Raw genomic sequence first — 19,432 nt, 5'->3', positions numbered from 1 at the left:
GTTATGATTTGGTCACGTGATAATCGCGGAGAGGTTCATGGTTCGATGCTACGCTCTCACGTTTCTCTTCCTGCTGTTGCCGGCCCTCATGCTGGCCGGTCCTACGACCCGCCCGCCGGTACGAACGGATCGTCCTCTTCCCGCAGGCTTCGTCCCTAACATCGGCCAGGTACACTGGGGCGACGGAGAGCCCGCACCGCACGTGCAGGCCACGTTCACGTGGAACGGCACGACGGCCTTCATCCATCCAGAAGGGATGCACGTCGTACAGCAACGGGTGCACCGCCTTCCTGCGCGCCCCTACGAAGAAACGGAAGCCGACGTCCTTCGTTCGGACATCGTCTTCGTCGGAGCCAATCCGATGGCCCGCGTCGACTACGCTTCGCCCCATCCGCATAGCGTGCGCTACCTGAAAGGAAGCATCGATCCGGCCGCCCAGACGACGCGCTCGTATACGACGATGACCTATCACGACGTATGGCCGGGTATCGACGTACGGATGTACGTCACCACGGCAGGACTCAAGTATGACTTCATCGTCCATCCCGGTGCCGACCCGGGACGCATCGTCATGCGGTACGACGGCGTGGACAGGCTGAAAGTCACGTCGACCGGCCGCCTCGAAGCGTCGACCGGCCTCGGTACGTTATCCGAGGATGCACCGGTCTGCTATACGATTCCATCCGCCACGTCGGCCGTGCGGACATCCGTGAGGGCACGGTACGATGTCGACGGCGCAGCGGTTCGCTTCGCTCTCGGAGACTATAGCGGGAACGACGTTCTCGTCATCGACCCCCAGCGCGTCTGGGCCACCTACTACGGCGGTGCGGGAGATTTCTACAACGCGAAGGTGGCGTTCGACGGCGATGGCAACGTCATCCTCGCCGGTACCACACCGGTGGCCAACCTGCCACGTTCGACGGGTGTCATCCAGAACAGGATCAAGGGCGGGAACGACGGATTCGCGACGAAGTTCGACGACCGCGGCAATCTCGTCTGGCACACGTACTACGGCGGCGACAAGGAAGACATCTTCTTCGACGTGAAGACCGATGCGAAGAATTGCATCTGGCTCTGCGGTACGACGAGCAGCGGCAACCTGCCCTACCGTAACGGAGGCGTCCTGCAGGGCAGTGGCGCATATGGCGATCCCGATTCCGTCGACCCTTCGCCCGAAGCGCTCATCGTCAAGCTGAATCCCGACGGTAGCTGGAACGACAGCTGGCTCATCTACGGTCGTGGTGCAGATGTCGCGACGGGTATCGCCATCCGCAAGGATCGCATCGCCATCTGCGGCTATACACGAAGTCCGAAACTCGGCGGTCTGTACGGAACGCCCTATCTCTTCAATCCGCTGAACAACTACAATCAGACGGAGATGTTCATCTGCCAGGTCAAGCCACGCGTCAACTCGACGGACCGTTGGACGAACGACTGGCTGACCTTCTACGGCAGCGGCAACGACGACTTCGCACAGGGCGTCGCCTACGACCCCCAAGGCAACGTCCTGGTCGCCGGCAATGTGGAAGATCTCGGTGTGAGTGCCCCCTTCCCCACGACGGACGGTACGGCGCTGAGAGGCGACATCGACGGTGTCATCCTGAAATTCTCTCCGACCGGTCAGCGGTTGTTCGTGACGGTGATCGGCGGCGACAAGGTGGATCAGGTGAACGGCATCGCTGCCGACGGCATCGGCAACGTCATCGTCGCAGGCCAGACCGCCAGCCAGAATCTTCCCGTCGCCAACGCCATCCAGCCTGCCTATGGCGGTTCGTTCCTCGATGGCTTCGTGGCCAAGTACAACGGTCTGGGCAACGTCCAGTTCCTCTCCTATATCGGCGGGAACAAGATGGACGGCATGAAGAGCGTCGCCGTCGACCGGTCGAACAACATATGGCTGAGCGGGTTCACGGGTTTCGAAAGCAACCTCCCCACGACGCCCGATGCATTCCGTACGCAGCCTTCCACGGAAAGCGGCTCGGACAGCTACATCGTGAAATTGAATCCCGCAGGCACGACACGTCTCTATGCATCCTACTTCTGCGGCGACCCGCAGCATCCGGTTCCTCCCGCCGTTCCCGCTACCATGAACACGGACTTCGGCGATGACTTCGGTGACGCCATCGCCTGCGATGCCGATGCCTACATCGTCATGGGTACGCTCACCCGTACGTTCCGCATGCCCGTAACGCCAGGCGCCTATCAGGATTCCGCCCACATCCAGCAGGACACACTCCGCTACAATGCCTTCGTCGGCTATCTGTCGGATTGCCGTGACTCCGTCATCGACATCGTCTCCAATGGTCCTGCCGTGCTCTGTGCAAACGAAGCGCGACAACTGCTCGCACCGACGGGCTTCGCGCAGTATCGCTGGTCTACGGGCGACACCACGCGCACCATCACCGTCTCGGATACGGGTTCGTACATCGTGATGTGCCGTACGCAGCAGGGCTGCCGCTATCGCGACACCATCGTGATCACGAGGAATCCCCGGCCAGTCGTCCGCGCCGGAAACGACGTCAGCGGCTGCCGCGATTCCATGATCGTCCTCACCGCCGACGCGAGCGGAGGCACCGCCCCGTATCGCTACAAGTGGAACAGGATCGAGAGCGGACCCGACTACATCGACTCGGATACGATTCCATCGCCGAAGGTCTATCCGCCGACGGCATCGCGCTACGAAGTGCTGGTCACCGATGCGGCTGGATGCACCGCACGGGACACCGTCGCCGTCTCCATCGTCGATCCGAGACCGACGTTCAGTCCGGCATCCGTCGACTTCGGCGCTGTGGAAGCCTGCGCATCCTACCGCGATACGACGGTGACGATCACCAATCCCATGCTCTACGAGATCGCATTGACGAACTTCATCGCGGACAAGGCCGACGTCAGCCTCCTCACGTCGCTGTCGCCCGCCATCACGATTCCCGCATCGGGCTCGACGACGATCCGCGTGCGCTTCTCCCCTGCCGCGACGGGTACGACGACGGGCACGTTCCGTCTCGTCGGAACGCCATGCTCGTGGTCACTCGCCGTTCCGTACAGGGGTACACGACAGTCCCTCACCGCTACGGTACAGCCCGGCTCCATCGGTTTCGGATCGAGCACGTCCTGCGAGACCGTCGTACGCGACACCGTCGTCATCATCCGTAACGGAAGTACAGGAACGATGACGGTCGAACCCGGCCTCGTCGCCGCACCGTTCAATGTCATCGAACCTACGACACCGACGACGCTCGCAGCCGGAGAGACGCTCGCGGTACGTATCCGCTACACGCCGACGGCGAACGGCACCTTCAACGACGTCGTCCGCCTCGCATTCCAAGCCGGAGCATGCCGCGATACGCTGCGCGTCAACCTGAATGCGACGCGCGCAAACGTCGCGGTACGTATCGAGCCGTCGTCGTTCGTCATGCCCGAGCTCAAGGGATGCGAGACCACGAGGGATACGACGCTCACGCTCTTCAACGATTCGGACGTTCCCGTCACGGTCGAACTCAGCCCCCAGCCCAATGGCTGGTGGGCGGTCAGTCCATCAGGCCCGATCACCATTCCCGCCCGGAACTCGGCGCAGGTGCGCATCGAAGCCCGACCTGCGTTGGAGGGCCAGACATCCGAAACGTTCACGTTCAAGGTCCGGCCATGTGATCAGACGATCGCAGTGAAAGGTACCATCACGAAACAGGGGATGGTACTGTCCGCACCATATATCCTCGATTTCGGCGAAGTGGCATGGTGTCCTCCATTCAACGATGCCAGCGTCCGGCGTGACAGCATGTTCTACATCAACGGTATCGAGGGTACTGCAAGCATCGCCTCCCTTCGGCTTCCCGCAGACTTCACGACGACATTGACCGAGGGGATGCAGTTCCCGCCCGACACACGGGTAGCATTTGCCGTGACATGGCGCCCGACGCGTACCGGCGCGTATCTCGACAGTATCGTCATCGTCCTTCAGCCATGCGACATTCGCCATGTCATCGTCGTGAAGGGTTCCGCAACCACACCATCGCTCAGAGCCGAGACACCGGTCGTCAATGCGGGAACGATCGCACAGACGACATCCGGAACCGTGCGATTCACGAACGACGGAACGGCCCCGATCGGCGTCGTGCTGACGTCACCCGCCACGACGACCATCACGGCCACGCGCCCGGCACTACCCGCTACGCTGGCACCCGGCGCCGTCATCGACATCGATTACCGGACGGTGTGCGATGGACGTACCGACGTTTCCGATACGATCCGTGCGGACTTCGCCTCCGCCACCGCACCGGAGTGCGCCTCGGCGACGAAGACGGTCATCACCGCACGATGCTCGGACGACGTACCGGTCAGCATCGGCGGCACCATCGTCGTCGACACCGTCGCCGTAACGACGGGGCAACGCTTCCGCCTGCCGATACGACTCGTCTCGTCCACCGGCCTTTCCGCTCTCGCGAACAAGGCATGGTCGGCCGACATCGCCTACGATCCGGCCATTCTCGTCGGTTCGGGAACGACGCCGGACTGTTTCACGGCAGGCCAGGCGGGACCATGTACCATCACGCTTACCGGAACGACGACCGATACGACGGGAACACTCACGGAACTCGACTTCACCGCAGTGCTGGGCAATACCAGTCACTCCGATGTGAAGCTGGTCGGATTCACCTGGTCCGATGCTCCCGATGCGACCATGACACTCGTCGATGGGCATGTCACGATCACGGACATCTGTCCGGTCGATGGTGGACGTTATCTCGTTCCGAAGGCGAACGGCCTGCGCATCGGCATCCATCCCGTGCCTGCTGCGGACGAGATGACGATCGATCTCGAAGGGCTCGGTAAGGAAGGGGCCATGTGGACCATGCATTCGTCCATCGGCCGCGAAGTGGCGGCGGGAACGTTCCAACCCGATGCATCGGGAACCGGCCATACACTCGTCGACGTGAAAAGCATCGCGGCTGGTACGTACGTCCTCACCATCACGGCACACGGCACGATGTTCTCGATGCCCGTACTCATCACCCGCTAAGGAGCGAACCATGCAGACATTCATCACGACCATCATGACGGCGTGCGTGGCGCTTCTTCTCCCGATGACGACGCTCCATGCACAGGAGGCGATGTCGGCCCGGCCGACCGATCCCGAACCGGAACCCGTCTCGTACGCACCCGCCACACCGTTGCTGTGGCTCGGAGTCGGCGGCGGCCTCCAGCTCTCCATGCATTCGGCGAGCAACATGACGCTGCCCCAGGCACCGACGTGCTGCTCCGGTTACGACGGAACGTCGAAAGCGGGTATCGCCTTCGGCATCGAAGGTGGACTTCCCGTCGGAACGAACCTCTCCATCCTCGCCCGCCTCTCGTTCGCACCGTCGGGTGCGACGATGCGGAAGGACGAGGCCACGACGGTCCGCGTCGGCTCCCAGGCCGTGACCACGGCGCTACGACATACGCTCGTCACGTCCATGACGGCCCTCATGCTCGAACCGGCCGTGGAGTACCGCATCAATTCCAGGTTCGGCCTCATGGGTGGTCTGCGGCTCGGTACGCTGACGGGCGTGACCTACGACCAGAAGGAAGAGCTGGCCGACCCCACGCTGCCCTATGACTACGGCACGGGCGGCAGTACGTTCAATGCGTCGTCGGGCGACGTCAAGGACGTCAACGCCCTGCAGTTCGGCATCGTCGTGGGCGCACGCTACTGGATGTCGCTGAACGCCATGGGCACGCTGGCCCTCGTCCCGGAGGTCACCTATGCGCCGATGTTCACGGACGTCGCGAAGAACGTCCCGTGGAGCGTCTCGGCCTTCCGTGCGGGTATCAGCGTACTCTACACGATCATGACGACTCCGGGGAACAGCGATCCGCTGAGGCCTGGACGCTGATCCCATTCAGGACCAGTCATCTTCTAATGACGACCCGGAGAGCCGACCTCGCGTCGGCTCTCGTATTTTTGTGGCTTCCCAATGAATCGCGAAGATCCATGTCAGACATCATACAGGAAATAGGCCGCCGCCGTACCGTGGCCATCATCTCCCACCCCGACGCCGGCAAGACGACGCTGACGGAGAAGCTGCTGCTCTATTCCGGGGCCATCCACCAGGCCGGCGCCGTGACCGGTGGCAAGCACTCGTCCACGACGTCGGACTGGATGGAGATCGAACAGCAGCGCGGTATCTCCGTTTCGTCGAGCGCCATGCGCGTCGAATACGACGGTCACCTCCTGAACATCCTCGACACTCCGGGTCACCAGGACTTCTCCGAGGATACGTATCGGACGCTCATGGCCGTGGACTCGGCCATCATGCTTCTCGACGCAGGCCGTGGCGTGCAGGAACAGACCATCAAGCTCTTCAAGGTCTGCCGCGACCGCGGCATTCCCATCATCACCTTCATGAACAAGCTGGACCGCCCGGCCCGCAATCCGCTCGAACTGCTGGACGAAGTCGAACAGGTACTCGGTATCACGGCCATACCGCGCACCTGGCCGATCGGTGACGGGCAGGACTTCAGAGGTATCTACGACCGTGATGCGGAGCAGTTCTACGAGTTCGAGCGTACGGTAGGCAACAAGTACAAGGCTCCGATGAAGGTAGGCGACATCCGCAGCGAACACCTGCGGTCGTCCCTCGGACCTATGATGCACGACAAGCTGCTGGAGGACCTGGAATTCGTCGACCACGTCATTCCCGCCTTCGACCGTGACGAATATCTCCACGAGCGCTGCACGCCGGTATACTGGGGCTCGGCCATCACGAACTTCGGCCTGGAGCACTTCCTGCAGCAGCTCCTGCAACTCGCTCCGGCGCCGCAGGCCTTCGACATGTCGACGGGATCCGTCAAACCCGAATCGTCCGAATTCACCGGCTTCGTCTACAAGGTCCAGGCCAACATGAACAAGGCACACCGGGACCGCATTTCCTTCGTCCGCATCGTGAGCGGCCGTTTCGAACGTGGCATGACGGCCTTCCATCCGCGCAGCGGCAAGGAGACGAAGCTCAACTATCCGTTCCAGATCTTCGGCCGGGACCGCGAGATCATCGACGAAGCGTTCCCGGGCGACGTCATCGGCCTCACGAATCCCGGACTCTTCCGCGTAGGCGATACGATCACGACGAAGAGCGATGCCACGATTCCGAACTTCCCGCGCTTCGCACCCGAAATCTATGCCAAGGTCTTCCCGGCCATGGGCTCCTTCAGCAAGTCCTTCCGCAAGGGTATCGACCAGTTGGCGGAAGAAGGTGTGGTGCAGATCTTCACGGAGTCCGACGGCAATCCCGTTCCCCTCGTAGCGGCCGTGGGCGAGCTCCAGCTCGAACTGTTCGCATGGCGCATGGAGAACGAATACAACGAGAAGGTCAAGCTCGAACGTCTGCCCTATACGCGCACCCGATGGCTGGGCAGCGAGGTACGTCCCGCCACTGCCGTTCCCATCATCTTCGACGATCAGCAACGCCCCGTCGCCGTCTTCAAGAACGAATGGGAAATCAACTACGCACTGGAACGGACCAAGGACCTGATACTGAACGAGAAGCCCGACGCCTGACGCGCGTGCATAGGAGACGGCTGTAACCTGACGGCACGTTGCATTGTTGTCGTCGCGGATCCGCATCGCGTACGGGAGACCAGCAATGGCACATTTCGCATCCGTCTGGATCATCGTTCTGGCTACGATCGCTACGGTCCATGCCGGGGAGCAGTCCATTTCCGGCATCGTCAACAGCATCGCCGTTCACCCGCTACCGTGGCATGACGATCGTAACGGTACCATCGGAACGTCCCGCGACGAAGTCGTCGACTTCTTCATGGTCGATATTGCGGTCGGGTCGTAGCTCGAATGACGGGTAGGTCGGCCTCCCCCTTCCTCATGGAGACATCGGCCCTGGGTTCCGGTACATACGTATTGCAGGTCATGACGCCGTACGAGCGCCATGACCTGCGGATCATGAAACTTGCCTAGTCGTTACCGGATACCGGTCAATCCACGAGCTGCCCCATCTTTCCTGCGACGAAGTCGCGCCAGGCCGCGCGGATCTCGTCCTGCGAGTTCATGACGAACGGACCGGAGGCGACGACGGGTTCGTCGATGGGTTCGCCACTGAGGACGAGCGCATAACCGGCTTCCCTGGCGGTGACGGTGACGACACCGGTCGTTTCGTCGAAGACGGTCAGGTAGTGCTCACCGACGTCGTGCGAACCGTTCACGTTGATGCTGCCCTTGAGCAGATAGAGCATCGCCGATGTATGGGACCCGAAGTCCAGCTCGAACGATGCACCCGCGTCCATGTAGAGCATGATGGCGTTGATCGGTGTGCTGGTCGTGGCTGGCCCAGTGACGTCGCCGAGGCTGCCTGCCACGACATGGGCCCGTGCAGCGCCGTCGGCCAGCATCACCACGGGAATGTCGCCGCGATGGATATCCTGATACTTCGGCTCCATCATCTTGTAGGCGCGCGGCAGGTTGATCCACAACTGGACCAGTTCGAGCGTTCCGCCCCGTTCGACGAACCGCGGAGAAGGCCCTTCACTGTGCAGTATGCCACTGCCGGCCGTCATCCACTGGACCTCACCGGCACCGACGATCCCTTCGTTGCCGCGGGAATCCCGGTGATACACTTCGCCCTGGAAGACGAAGGTCACGGGCTCGAAGCCCCGGTGCGGATGCGGCTCGATGCGGTGTGCCGTGGCGCCTTGCTCGTACTTCTGTGGACTGGCGTGGTGCAGCAGCACGAAGGGACTCACCTGGTCCAGTGTCTGTGAAGGAAGGGGCTGTTTCACTCTCATAGGCCCCATCGGGAATTCGGGGGCGTACACGACCGTGCGCACGCCCCGTCGTTTCGTTGCCATGACTTGAACCAATCAGATGGTTTTTTGAAGCTGTACGTTCATGTACAAGCGGACATCATCGCTCACGACGATTCCTCCGGCTTCCGTGACACCGTTCCACATAAGACCGAAGTCCTTCCGGTTGATCTTGCCCTTCAGCTCGAAACCGGCCTTCGCATTGCCATAGAAGTCGGTAGCCGTGCCACCGAAGTCGACATCGAGCGTCACCGGCTTTGTGATGTCGCGGATCGTGAGATCACCCACCAGGCTGTATTCTCCGTTGGGCAACTTCCTGAATTCCTTCGAAACGAAGCTCAGCGTCGGATACTTCTCCGCATTGAAGAAGTCGTCGCTCTTGAGGTGATTGTCCCTCATCTCCACCTTCGTGTTGATGGAATTCACATCGGCTTCGAACTTGATGTGCGCCTCGGAGAAATCATCGGTCTCGCTGACGACTTCGCCCTTGAACGACGTGAATTCACCCGTGACCGTGTTGATCATGAGGTGCTTGATCTTGAATTGCACTTCGCTGTGCGCTGCGTCGATTGCCCACGTTGACATGCCCGTCTCCCAGTATTGTGATGGATGGAATGTGTTACGACACGAATATACGTGTTTAAACACACATTGCAAAGGACGTCGCTATGGGGAGCTTATTGTCGACTTCATCCGCTCCTGGAAACGAGGTCACTCCGCATGGTTCGGACGGGATCCGAAGGGCGGTTGCATGTGGCTGCATGTGCGCTCGGCCGGCGTGCCCGTGTCTAGTGACGTTCACGGACGATGGAGACTCCGGCCGATGTACCGAGCCTGGAAGCACCGGCCTCGAGCATCGCCTCGGCCGTGGCTCGGTCACGGATGCCACCGGATGCCTTGACACGGACGTCGGCACCGACGTTGGCGCGTAGCAGACGGACATCGTCGAGCGTCGCCCCACCCGTGGAGAATCCCGTCGACGTCTTGATGTAGTCCGCCCGTATCCGCGTGACGACGTGGCACATCCCGACCTTCTCGGCATCGGTAAGGAGGCTTGTTTCGATGATGACCTTCACGATTCCCTTCCGGCCGTGAACGGCCGATACGACCGCGGCGATATCGGCTTCCACGACATCGATCTCGCCGCTCTTCAACGCGGAGATATTGATGACCATATCCAGCTCGGTGGCTCCGCGATCCATCGCGAGCATGGCTTCGGCGACCTTCGTCTGCGTGAACGTTCCTCCGAGAGGAAAGCCGATGACGGTGCAGGTCGCGACCGGAGTATCCGCCAGCATGGCGGCGGCGCGTTCGACGTACCATGGAAGGACGCAGACGCTCGCGAAGGCATGTTCTCGTGCTTCCGCACAGAGCCTGTCGATCTGTTCGACGGTGGCATCGGGCTTCAGCAGCGTATGATCGATGGTAGTATTCAAATGCATGGGATTCCTCTATCGAACGACGGGAGGTCCATCACTCCACGTCGATGTCCCGGCCGAAGACGTCGGGAACCTTGAACTGATGTTGTCCGAAGGCGGAGAAGAGCTGGTCCGTCGTGAAGATGATTCCCGTGAACCGGCGCTCATCGAGATTGTAGGCGAAGTCGAAACGGAATGTCGCATCCTCGCCACTCGCCTTCAGGTTGTGGAAGCGGATGCCGAAACCGACGGCATGATGGAAGCGTGTTCCGTTGAGGCCGGTGCCCTGATTCCATACCGTCCCGCCGTCATAGAACAAGGCTCCCGAAAGACCGAGGATCCAGACCTTCCAGTCCGGGAACCAGCGGAACTCCGCGTTGCCGATCAACCTGTTATCGCCCGCGAGCTGGTTGGCAGCATAGCCGCGAAGGCCCGCATCGTTGTCGAGGACAAGCTGACGGAAGGCGCTCCAGTTCCACGCCGTCTGGCTCCGGAGGCGAGCCGCGATGACGACGTGCGGCGAGATGCGCAGATGTCCGAGTCCCATCACTTCGAGATAGGTGTATTTCGCACGACGGTCGCCGAATCCTGATCCTGCGCCGACACGACCGAAGAGATACACGTCCTTGGCGACGTAGGCCGATTGTTCGGCCTGCCCGCCAATGTACCACATCGATTCCCCGCCGTTACCCATCGAAAAGACGCGGCCCATGACAGCCGTGCCCCATGCACCGGTCTGCAGATCTTCCGTCTCGTATCCATTCAGGAAGACGGACCGCTGGAAGTTCTGACGGATCGAGGAAAACGCGACGAGCAGTCGTGCCGTGTTGTCGAAAGCCTGACGCGAGCTGGGAATGGTACGCTGGACCCAGTCGGCCGAGACCGAGCCCGTCATGAAGAGACGATCACGATCGCCGTAGGCCTGCGATATCCATGTGTTGAGGCTGCGTTGATGGAACGGCAGCAGGATCGGCTGCTTGTTCACGTAGGCGAAATCGCGTCCGAACGCATTCGTTCCCGAAATGCTGTAGGCCACCGGTGTGGACAACGTACGGAAGGGACGCGTGATGCCGAGTGTCTGGTCCGTACGGTACTGGTTCGCCATCAGCGACGCATTCAGGCTCAACTCGGTGCGGAACAGCCGGCGTTGGTAGAGCTGGACGAGACCTTCCCATCCGATGTCGTTCTCGGTGCGGTAGAGCCCCTGGACGAGGATCTTCGTACCCGTACCTGCGACGTTGATCTCGTCGACCTTGCCACCGATGTTCGTGATGCCGCCGCCCGTGCCGAAGAGGATGGCGGGACGCAGCGAGAAGCGATCCTGGCAGTAGACGACGACGTCGACGCTGTCCGCTCCTACCGGTTCGGTATAGACGCGCACAGCGCTGAAGAGTCCGGTACGGCGCAGGTTGCGCTCCGTTTCCAGCAGGTCCACGGTATCGAGATCGTCTCCCTCTTCGAACAGCAGTTCGTCCTCGATGAGATAGGGCTTCGTCATCGTATGGAAGGCGTTCAGGATATCTCCCGCGAAGAACCAGTCGTTGTGCCGACGGTCGAACACGTCCCGCTGATCCAGCACGATATCACGGATGACCGGCTGGGCGAACGCGTCGACACTGGAGCACAGGAGAAGGATGAGGATCGAACAGGAGAGGAGACGACACATCATGCAGGACGACCATCCTCCTGTCTGAGCTGCTGGATGGCAGCCAGCTCGGCATAGACCTGCGGTGTGGTCGTACAATCGAGGACGCGCTGCACGAGGTCGGCGCAGTCGGCATAGGATACCGAACGGATGCGATGCTTGAGTTCGAGGATGAGTCCGGGAGCGACGGACAATTCATTGAGGCCGAGGCCGACGAGCATTTCCGTCGCCGCGGCATGACCTGCCATTTCACCGCAGACGCTGACCGACTTGTCGTTGCGGCGAGCGGCATCCACGATCATGGCTACCATCCGAAGAACGGCCGGGTGCAGGGCATCGAAGATATCGGCGACGAGCTCGTTCGTCCTGTCCGTGGCGAGGGCATACTGCGCCAGGTCGTTCGTTCCGATACTGAGAAAGTCGGCGACCTTGGCGAAGGAGTCGGCCATCATCGCGGCCGCAGGTGTTTCGATCATCACTCCGAGCGGCATGGCGGAATCGAAGTCGATACCCGCATCGGTGAGCCGGCGCTTGCACGACTCGACGATCTCGCGTGCCTGTTCGACTTCTTCCAGGACACTGACCATCGGCAGCATGAAGCGGATGTTCCTGTTGACCGATGCGCGGAGCACGGCCGTGACCTGCTGTTCGAAAAGATCCGGACGATAGAGCAGGAAGCGTATTCCCCGCAGGCCGAGGGCCGGATTGTCTTCATGATTTGGGATGCCGTCGCGGAACTTGTCGCTGCCGACGTCGAAGGCCCTGAAGGTCACGGGCAACGGGAAGGCACGTTCTGCGATATCGCGATACCATGCGGTCTGCTCTTCCACCGTCGGATAATGTCCGCGCTGCATCAGCAGATATTCCGTCCGCACGAGACCGATACCGTCGCCACCCGATACGAGGGCGGCTCCGACCTGTTCCGGTGTGTCGATGTTGGCATGGAGCGTCACCGTCACACCATCGGTGGTAACGGTCGGCTGCTTGATCAGGGCTCCCAGGCGCTGCCGGTAGTCGGCTTCACGATCGAGCTTGTTCCTGTATTCGCGGAGGTGCCGTTCATCGGGATCGACGATGACGATGCCGGCATAACCGTCGATGATGATGGTCGTATTCGAAGAGATCTCGCCCGTCGCATTGCGGATGCCGATGACGGCGGGAATACCGAGATCGCGGGCGAGGATGCACGAATGCGAGTTGATACCGCCGATCTCCGTCACGTATCCGAGCGTCTGCGTCTGCTTGAAGAACAGCATGTCCTGCGGCGTGATGCTGCCGGCGACGACGACGCTGTTGCGTGCCGCTGCATGGACGAGCGTACGGTTCCGGAGCGTGGCGATGAGCCGTTCCTTGACGTGTTCGAAGTCCTGGGCGCGTTCACGCAGGATGGTATCGCGTGCGGAGTGCAGGATGTTCCTGTGGACGTCGAATTCCTGGACGACGGCGGACTCGGCGAGGAGACCGGTTTCGATGCGTTTGACGATCGACCCCGTGATGATGGGATCGCTCACGATCAGCAGGTAGGATTCGATGATCGTGCTGACGCTCGTGGATTCGACACGGGCAAGATCGATGGCGTTGACGAGCTCCGCGGCCATCGCTTCCATGGCGACGCGGAAGCGCCCTACTTCGTCGGTGACGCGGTCCGGAGAGATGTGGTCCTGCGAGACCGACGGAGAGTCGATACTGAGCACGAAGGCATGACCGATGGCGATGCCGGGGCTGGCCGGAACGCCTTTCAGGATATGCTGACCATAGGGAGCCGTGGTACGTATCATGAACTCCGCCGGTCGTCGTATCTGCAGTCCGTCGCGCATACTCCATTCCGTGAATGGACAAGGATGCAGGGTAGTATCGCCATCGTTCAGGGCTCTCCGAATCCGGAAGCGAAAAGATCGGCGATAGCGGCTGCCGCAGTGGACTCGTCGGGGCCGTCGACATGAAGTCCGAGATCGCAGCCCTGTTCCGCCGCGAGCGTCATCACGCCGATGATGCTCTTGGCGTTGATGTTGAATCCGTCGCGGATGAGGTAGATGTCGCTTTTGTATTGGGCGGCCAGCTTCACCAGCATCGCTGCCGGGCGCGTGTGCAAACCCGCTCTGTTGGTCACCCGTACCGTCGTCGTGATCATTTCGTCTCGCTAGTTCCGTGCGTGGGCTCTGCCGCCTTCCGGAGCCGATTCATCAGCGCCTCGTTGCGGCGAACAGCCTCGTCACAAAGTACGATTATTTTTTCCACATGCAACCGGTCCGCACGCCTCAGCTCGGCGAAGAGCGTAGAGGGCAGCAGAGGCCGCCATTCGATGCCGGGAAGTCCCGGATCCGACGTGGCGAGCATGACGATACGGAGTGGTTCCGTACCGTCGCCGGCGGAGGCCACGTTGACGTACGAAGTCCCGATTTCGTCCACGGAATCGACCAATATCATCGATGCTACGGGAGCGTAATGTCTGTACCTGGTTCCGGGCGAATGTGCCGTATCGTCCACCCGCTCCGGATCGACGACGGCGGCACCGGACACTTCGTGAAGCTGGACCCGCGTGACGCTGCCCGGACGCAGGACGACGATCCGCCCGCCGACGACGCGCACGACGGTGGATTCGAGCCCTTCCTGGCACGGGCCACCATCGACGACGGCGGCGATGGTCGCCTGCAGGTCGTCCATGACATGCTCGGCGGTGGTCGGACTCGGTCGGCCCGAACGGTTGGCCGATGGTGCGGCCAGTGGCATACCGGCCTCTTCGATGATCCTGCGTGTGATATCGAGTCCGGGAATCCGTACGGCGACGGTGTCGAGACCGGCACTGACGATGGCATCGACGACGGCGGTGCGGGGAAGGACGAGCGTGAGCGGCCCCGGCCAGAACGCCTCCATCAGTCGTTCGACGATCGTTCGGTCCGCGGTGTCGACCACGGACCAGTCCACGACCTCATCCACCTGTTCGCGTGCCGAGCAGTGGACGATGAGCGGATTGTCCTGCGGCCTTCCCTTCACGCGAAAGATCCGTCCGAGCGCCTCGGTATCGTCGATGCGTGCAGCCAGACCATAGACCGTCTCCGTCGGAATGGCCACGAGCTGTCCGCCACGGAGCAGTTCGCCGGCACGGCGGACCGCCCCGTCGGGATCGGAAAGAGCGTCGAGAATGTCCGTCGTCATGATGCACCGACGAAGTATGCATGCTTCAGGACGTTCCGGGCCATCGGATCGAGGGCATAGCCGCGCACCCAGGGTTGCAGCAGACGGTAATGCATCTCGTAGAAGAGCATGATGGACGGGGCGTCTTGCGTGAGCTTGCGTTCGGCCTGACGATACAGGTCGTGGCGCAGATCGGCGGCAGGTTCCATCATCGCACGCTTGATCAGGCTCGTGACTTCGGCATCGTCGTAACGCACGCTGTTGGGATAGGACGGTGCGGTCGGATCGGCCGGCAGGAGGGCGCCATTGTACAGTCCGAGGAACGTCTCGGGATCCGGATAATCACCGTACCAGCGGGTCCCCCACATCGGCAGCGTACCGCTCTCCGTCTGTTCCAGGAACTGTGCGAAGTTGAGCATACGGATACCGATGTTCACTCCGAGATGCTCCTTCCACATCTGTTGAAGGGCCTCGGCGGTCTGCTTCAGACGCGGCTCCGGATAGATCGTCATCTCGATGGCCGGGAAGCCCTGCCCGTTCGGATATCCGGCGGCAGCGAGCTCCCTGCGGGCCGCCTCGGGATCGAAGCCGACTCCCGGGATGTCGTCGATGGGATAGTCGGGCAGCACGGGTGGTGTGATGCCGTGATTGGCGGGCCCCCACGGCGACCCCTGCAATACGTATCGCACGATGCGGTGACGGTCCACGCTCAGGGCCAGGGCACGACGCACACGACGGTCGTCGAAGGGCGCCTTCGTGCACTGGAAGTCCACGAACCAGGTACACAGGGCGGGAATACGCTGCAACTGGAACTGTGCGAAACGCCCCTGGAGCTTGCCCGTTCCGGGTTCCACGAGTACGGGGAACACTTCCGTGGGAATCGTGAAGTTCTCGTCCAGGTCCCCCTGCCGGAATGCGGAGAACTGGACGTTGTCGTCCTTGATGAAGGATACTTCGATGCGATCCAGATAGGGCAAACGGTTGCCGTGTTCGTCCGTCTGCCAGTATCCGGCATTGCGGTCGAGGACGATGACCCGGTCCTCTTCCCATTTCGTGAGGCGGAACGGACCCGTTCCGACGGGATGGCGGAAGATGTCCTTGCCGTAGTGTTCGATGGCTTCCCTGGGAACGGGGCACCCGAGACCATTGGCGAGGACGAGGAGGAAGGGGGCCTGCGGCTCCACCAGACGGACGATGAAGGTGGAATCGTCGGGGGCCTGGAATCCTTCGGGAAGGGCGGCGGCGGGGTTGGTCGCGCGCTCCGCATGATATCGGTCCACACCGACGACGCGCTCCTTGAAGGCCCAGTAGGTCAGGGAGCCCGACGTCGGGTCGCAGCAGCGTGTAAAGGAATAGACGAAGTCCTTCGCCGTCAGGAGACGTCCACGGCCTCCGGGGAAACAGGGATCGTCGTGGAACCGCACGTTCGTGCGCAGGTGGAACGTATAGGTACGTCCATCGGGTGAGATATCCCACGACCGTGCGAGTTCGCCCTTCACCTGCAGGGTGGAATCGAACGTGATCAGACGGTCGAAGATCTGGAGGGCGAGATCGTCCCCTACCTTGCTCACGATCTTGATGGGGTCGAGGGCATTCGGCGAACCTCTCACCATGTTCAACCGGAAGGTACCACCGTAGGTCTTGCCGCCGTTGGCCGGACGCAGTGCCGTTCCGGCGTGGTGTTTACCGTTGCGGGACACGCATGCTACGAGCATGGCACATAGCACCAGATACGCTAACTTTCCATTCTTCATGACGACAATGTATCACTCCCGTGTCAAGTACCCATGCGGCCAGTAACAACCTTCGTGGTTTCCCCCACCATGCCCGATGCGCTCGCACCTCTCAAGGAGCTGGCTTACAACTACTGGTGGTGCTGGAATCCCGATGCCGTGGAACTCTTCCGACGTATCGATCCCGCCTTGTGGGAAGAAGTACATCACAATCCCGTTGCCCTGCTCACACGTCTGTCCCACGCACAATTGCAGGCCATGGCGGATCGTGTCGAATACGTGAACCAGGTGAGGGAAGTATATGCGCAGTTCCGTCGGTACATGGACGATCGGGGCTGGTACGCGTCCCAGGATCCCAAGCCGGGCTCCTACATCGCCTATTTCTGCGCCGAGTTCGGCATCCACGAGAGCTTTTCCTGCTATTCCGGCGGTCTGGGCGTCCTCGCGGGCGATCACCTGAAATCGGCAAGCGATCTCGGCCTCCCTCTCGTGGCCATGGGTCTCCTCTATCAGGAAGGCTACTTCCGCCAGTATCTCACGCAGAATGGCTGGCAGAACGAACAGTATCTCGAAGTCGACTTCTTCTCCCTGCCGCTCACGCCCGTCACCCGTGCCGACGGTACGCCCATCACGATTTCCGTGGACCTGCCCCTCGGCCGCTGCCATGCCCAGATCTGGCGTATGAACGTCGGCCGCGTCCCCCTCTACCTGCTCGATACGAACGTGCCGCAGAACACGGATGAACGTCTGCGCGACGTCACGGACCGCCTCTATGGCGGTACAGTGGACACACGCGTCATGCAGGAAATGATGCTCGGCATCGGAGGCATGCGCGCACTGCAGGCCATCGGCATCGAACCCGCCGTATGCCACATCAACGAAGGTCATGCAGCGTTCTGCCTGCTCGAACGGAGCAGGCAGTTCATGGATCGTTTCAGCGTGACGTTCCGCGAGGCATGGCAGATCACGCAGCAGTCGAGCGTCTTCACGACCCATACGCCCGTACCCGCGGGTAACGAGGTATTCCGGTTCGACATCATGGAGACCTATCTCAGATCGTACGTCGAAGCCCTGGGCATATCGTGGGTCGAGTTCCTGTCACTCGGATCGCAAAGTGCCCCGTCGTCCGACATAGGCTTTTCGATGACCGTACTGGGTCTGCGAGGGGCGGTGTATCGCAACGGCGTGAGCAAGCTCCACGGCGAGGTGGCCCGCACGATGTGGCGGGACGTATGGTCGGAGTTCGCACGTTCCGAAGTGCCCATCGGCGCCGTCACGAACGGCATCCATACGCAGTCGTGGATCGCCCCCGAAATCGCCGACCTCTACGACCGCTATCTGTCGCCGACCTGGCGCACCCGCCCCGACCTCGAGGAGTCGTGGAAGAACGTCGACGCCATTCCGAGCTTCGAACTGTGGCGCGCCCATCAACGCCGCCGCGAACGTCTCGTCCTCGGAGCACGGCAGCATATCCTCAGCAAACACAGCACGTCTCTCACGCAGGAACAGATCAACAGCATCCACGACTATCTGGATCCCGACGTCCTCACGATCGGCTTCGCACGACGGTTCGCCTCGTACAAGCGCGCCGATCTGCTGATGCACGACATCGAGCGGCTGGCCCGCCTTGTACACGATCCGAAACGTCCGGTCCAGTTCGTCCTCGCCGGCAAGGCCCATCCGCGCGATACCGAAGGCAAGGAGCTCATCCAGCGCGTCCTGCAGAACATCAAGCGTCACGGACTCGAGCAACGCATCGTCTTCCTCGAGGACTACGACATCGACGTCGCACGACTCATGGTCCGCGGATGCGACGTCTGGCTGAACACACCTCGCCGCCCCTACGAGGCGAGCGGCACCAGCGGCATGAAGGCCGTCCTGAATGGAGCCCTCCATTGCAGTATCCTGGACGGATGGTGGGCCGAAGGCTTCGATGGCTACAACGGTTTCGCCATCGGCCGCGGGGAGCAGTTCGACAACGAGCAGCAGGACGTCACGGATGCGGAAACGCTCTACGACATGCTCGAGCATACCATCGTCCCGATGTTCTACGACATCGGCAAGAGCCGCGTCCCCGAGCGCTGGATCGCCCTCATGAAGAACAGTATCCGTACGCTCGGCGGCCGGTTCTCCGCCGTACGGATGGTCCACGACTACGCCGTCGAGGCCTACATCCCCGCCGTCGAACAGCACTACGTCATGATCGCGAACCAGGCCGAGCAGGCCCGCGCCCTCGTACGTCATATCGGCATGATCGACGCCCGCTGGAAGCAGGTCCGTATCGGTCCGGTGGCCATCCACGGCACGACCGGCGCCCACGTCGGGAAACGCATTCACGTGACGGCCGAGCTCATGCTGGGGGCGCTCTCTCCGGACGACGTCCTCGTCCAGGCCATCTATGGCCGTGTGGACAGCAAGGGAGACATCTCGCCCGCACATACGACGACGCTCGGTGCCGTGCGCAAGGAAGGATCCACGACCTACTACGAAGGCGACTACGCATGCGAGGAAAGCGGCATGCAGGGCTGCACCGTCCGGGCCGTTCCTGCACATCCTCTCTTCGTGCATACGGCCGACGCGATGCGAGCGACCTATGCGGATATCGGCTGAAACTTTTTACCTTTCCCGATGTCACTCCTCTAGATCATCAGATCTTAATGGGCTAAACATTCCGCTTTTCTGGAGATTTCCATGATGATTCGTCTTTGTAC

Annotated in this window: 13 protein-coding genes; 5 read left to right on the top strand and 8 right to left on the bottom strand. The window is 61.4% G+C overall.

Annotated features, from left to right (window positions below; all coding sequences use genetic code 11):
* The first annotated feature begins 37 nt into the window (after positions 1-37).
* From BGO89_10405 to BGO89_10390, 4 genes are all read left to right on the top strand, one after another.
* Entirely contained in the window at positions 38-5,017 is a 4,980-nt protein-coding gene (locus tag BGO89_10405; protein OJX56925.1) for a hypothetical protein, read from the top strand.
* 10 nt (positions 5,018-5,027) lie between these two features.
* The gene (locus BGO89_10400) at positions 5,028-5,873 is read left to right on the top strand and encodes a hypothetical protein (protein OJX56924.1); all 846 of its coding nucleotides are present in this window, start codon (positions 5,028-5,030) and stop codon (positions 5,871-5,873) included.
* A 98-nt stretch (positions 5,874-5,971) separates the two neighbouring features.
* Positions 5,972-7,534, top strand: coding sequence for a peptide chain release factor 3 (locus tag BGO89_10395; GenBank protein OJX57352.1), 1,563 nt, complete (start codon positions 5,972-5,974; stop codon positions 7,532-7,534).
* A gap of 85 nt (positions 7,535-7,619) precedes the next feature.
* Positions 7,620-7,820, top strand: a complete 201-nt coding sequence (locus BGO89_10390; GenBank protein OJX56923.1) for a hypothetical protein — start codon at positions 7,620-7,622, stop codon at positions 7,818-7,820.
* Between the two features lie 145 nt (positions 7,821-7,965).
* Here BGO89_10390 and BGO89_10385 read toward each other — a convergent pair whose 3' ends face one another.
* From BGO89_10385 to BGO89_10350, 8 genes are all read right to left on the bottom strand, one after another.
* A complete protein-coding gene (locus BGO89_10385; protein OJX56922.1) occupies positions 7,966-8,835 on the bottom strand; it encodes a hypothetical protein in 870 nt (289 codons plus the stop codon).
* A gap of 12 nt (positions 8,836-8,847) precedes the next feature.
* Positions 8,848-9,375: a hypothetical protein gene (locus BGO89_10380; protein OJX56921.1), complete on the bottom strand. Its 528-nt coding sequence runs from the start codon at positions 9,373-9,375 to the stop codon at positions 8,848-8,850.
* A 203-nt stretch (positions 9,376-9,578) separates the two neighbouring features.
* The gene (locus BGO89_10375; GenBank protein OJX56920.1) at positions 9,579-10,232 is read right to left on the bottom strand and encodes a deoxyribose-phosphate aldolase; all 654 of its coding nucleotides are present in this window, start codon (positions 10,230-10,232) and stop codon (positions 9,579-9,581) included.
* Positions 10,233-10,263: 31 nt separating this feature from the next.
* Positions 10,264-11,877: a hypothetical protein gene (locus BGO89_10370; protein OJX56919.1), complete on the bottom strand. Its 1,614-nt coding sequence runs from the start codon at positions 11,875-11,877 to the stop codon at positions 10,264-10,266.
* Positions 11,874-13,670 carry a phosphoenolpyruvate--protein phosphotransferase gene (locus BGO89_10365; GenBank protein OJX56918.1) on the bottom strand — a complete coding sequence of 599 codons (1,797 nt, stop codon included), beginning with the start codon at positions 13,668-13,670 and terminating at the stop codon, positions 11,874-11,876. Before BGO89_10365 ends, BGO89_10370 begins: the two co-directional genes overlap by 4 nt.
* 47 nt (positions 13,671-13,717) lie before the next feature.
* Entirely contained in the window at positions 13,718-13,984 is a 267-nt protein-coding gene (locus BGO89_10360; protein OJX56917.1) for a phosphocarrier protein HPr, read from the bottom strand.
* The gene (locus BGO89_10355) at positions 13,981-15,009 is read right to left on the bottom strand and encodes a threonylcarbamoyl-AMP synthase (protein ID OJX56916.1); all 1,029 of its coding nucleotides are present in this window, start codon (positions 15,007-15,009) and stop codon (positions 13,981-13,983) included. Before BGO89_10355 ends, BGO89_10360 begins: the two co-directional genes overlap by 4 nt.
* A complete protein-coding gene (locus BGO89_10350) occupies positions 15,006-16,742 on the bottom strand; it encodes a hypothetical protein (GenBank protein OJX56915.1) in 1,737 nt (578 codons plus the stop codon). The genes BGO89_10355 and BGO89_10350 overlap by 4 nt, the downstream gene beginning before the upstream one ends.
* A 33-nt stretch (positions 16,743-16,775) precedes the next feature.
* On the opposite strand from BGO89_10350, the gene BGO89_10345 reads away from it, so the two are divergent.
* Positions 16,776-19,331: a hypothetical protein gene (locus BGO89_10345; protein OJX56914.1), complete on the top strand. Its 2,556-nt coding sequence runs from the start codon at positions 16,776-16,778 to the stop codon at positions 19,329-19,331.
* The last annotated feature ends 101 nt before the right edge of the window (positions 19,332-19,432 follow it).

Origin of the sequence: Candidatus Kapaibacterium thiocyanatum, from assembly GCA_001899175.1 — a bacterium.
Taxonomy (GTDB): Bacteria; Bacteroidota; Ignavibacteria; order Kapaibacteriales; family Kapaibacteriaceae; genus Kapaibacterium; species Kapaibacterium thiocyanatum.
This window is presented reverse-complemented; position numbering and strand designations above follow the sequence as displayed.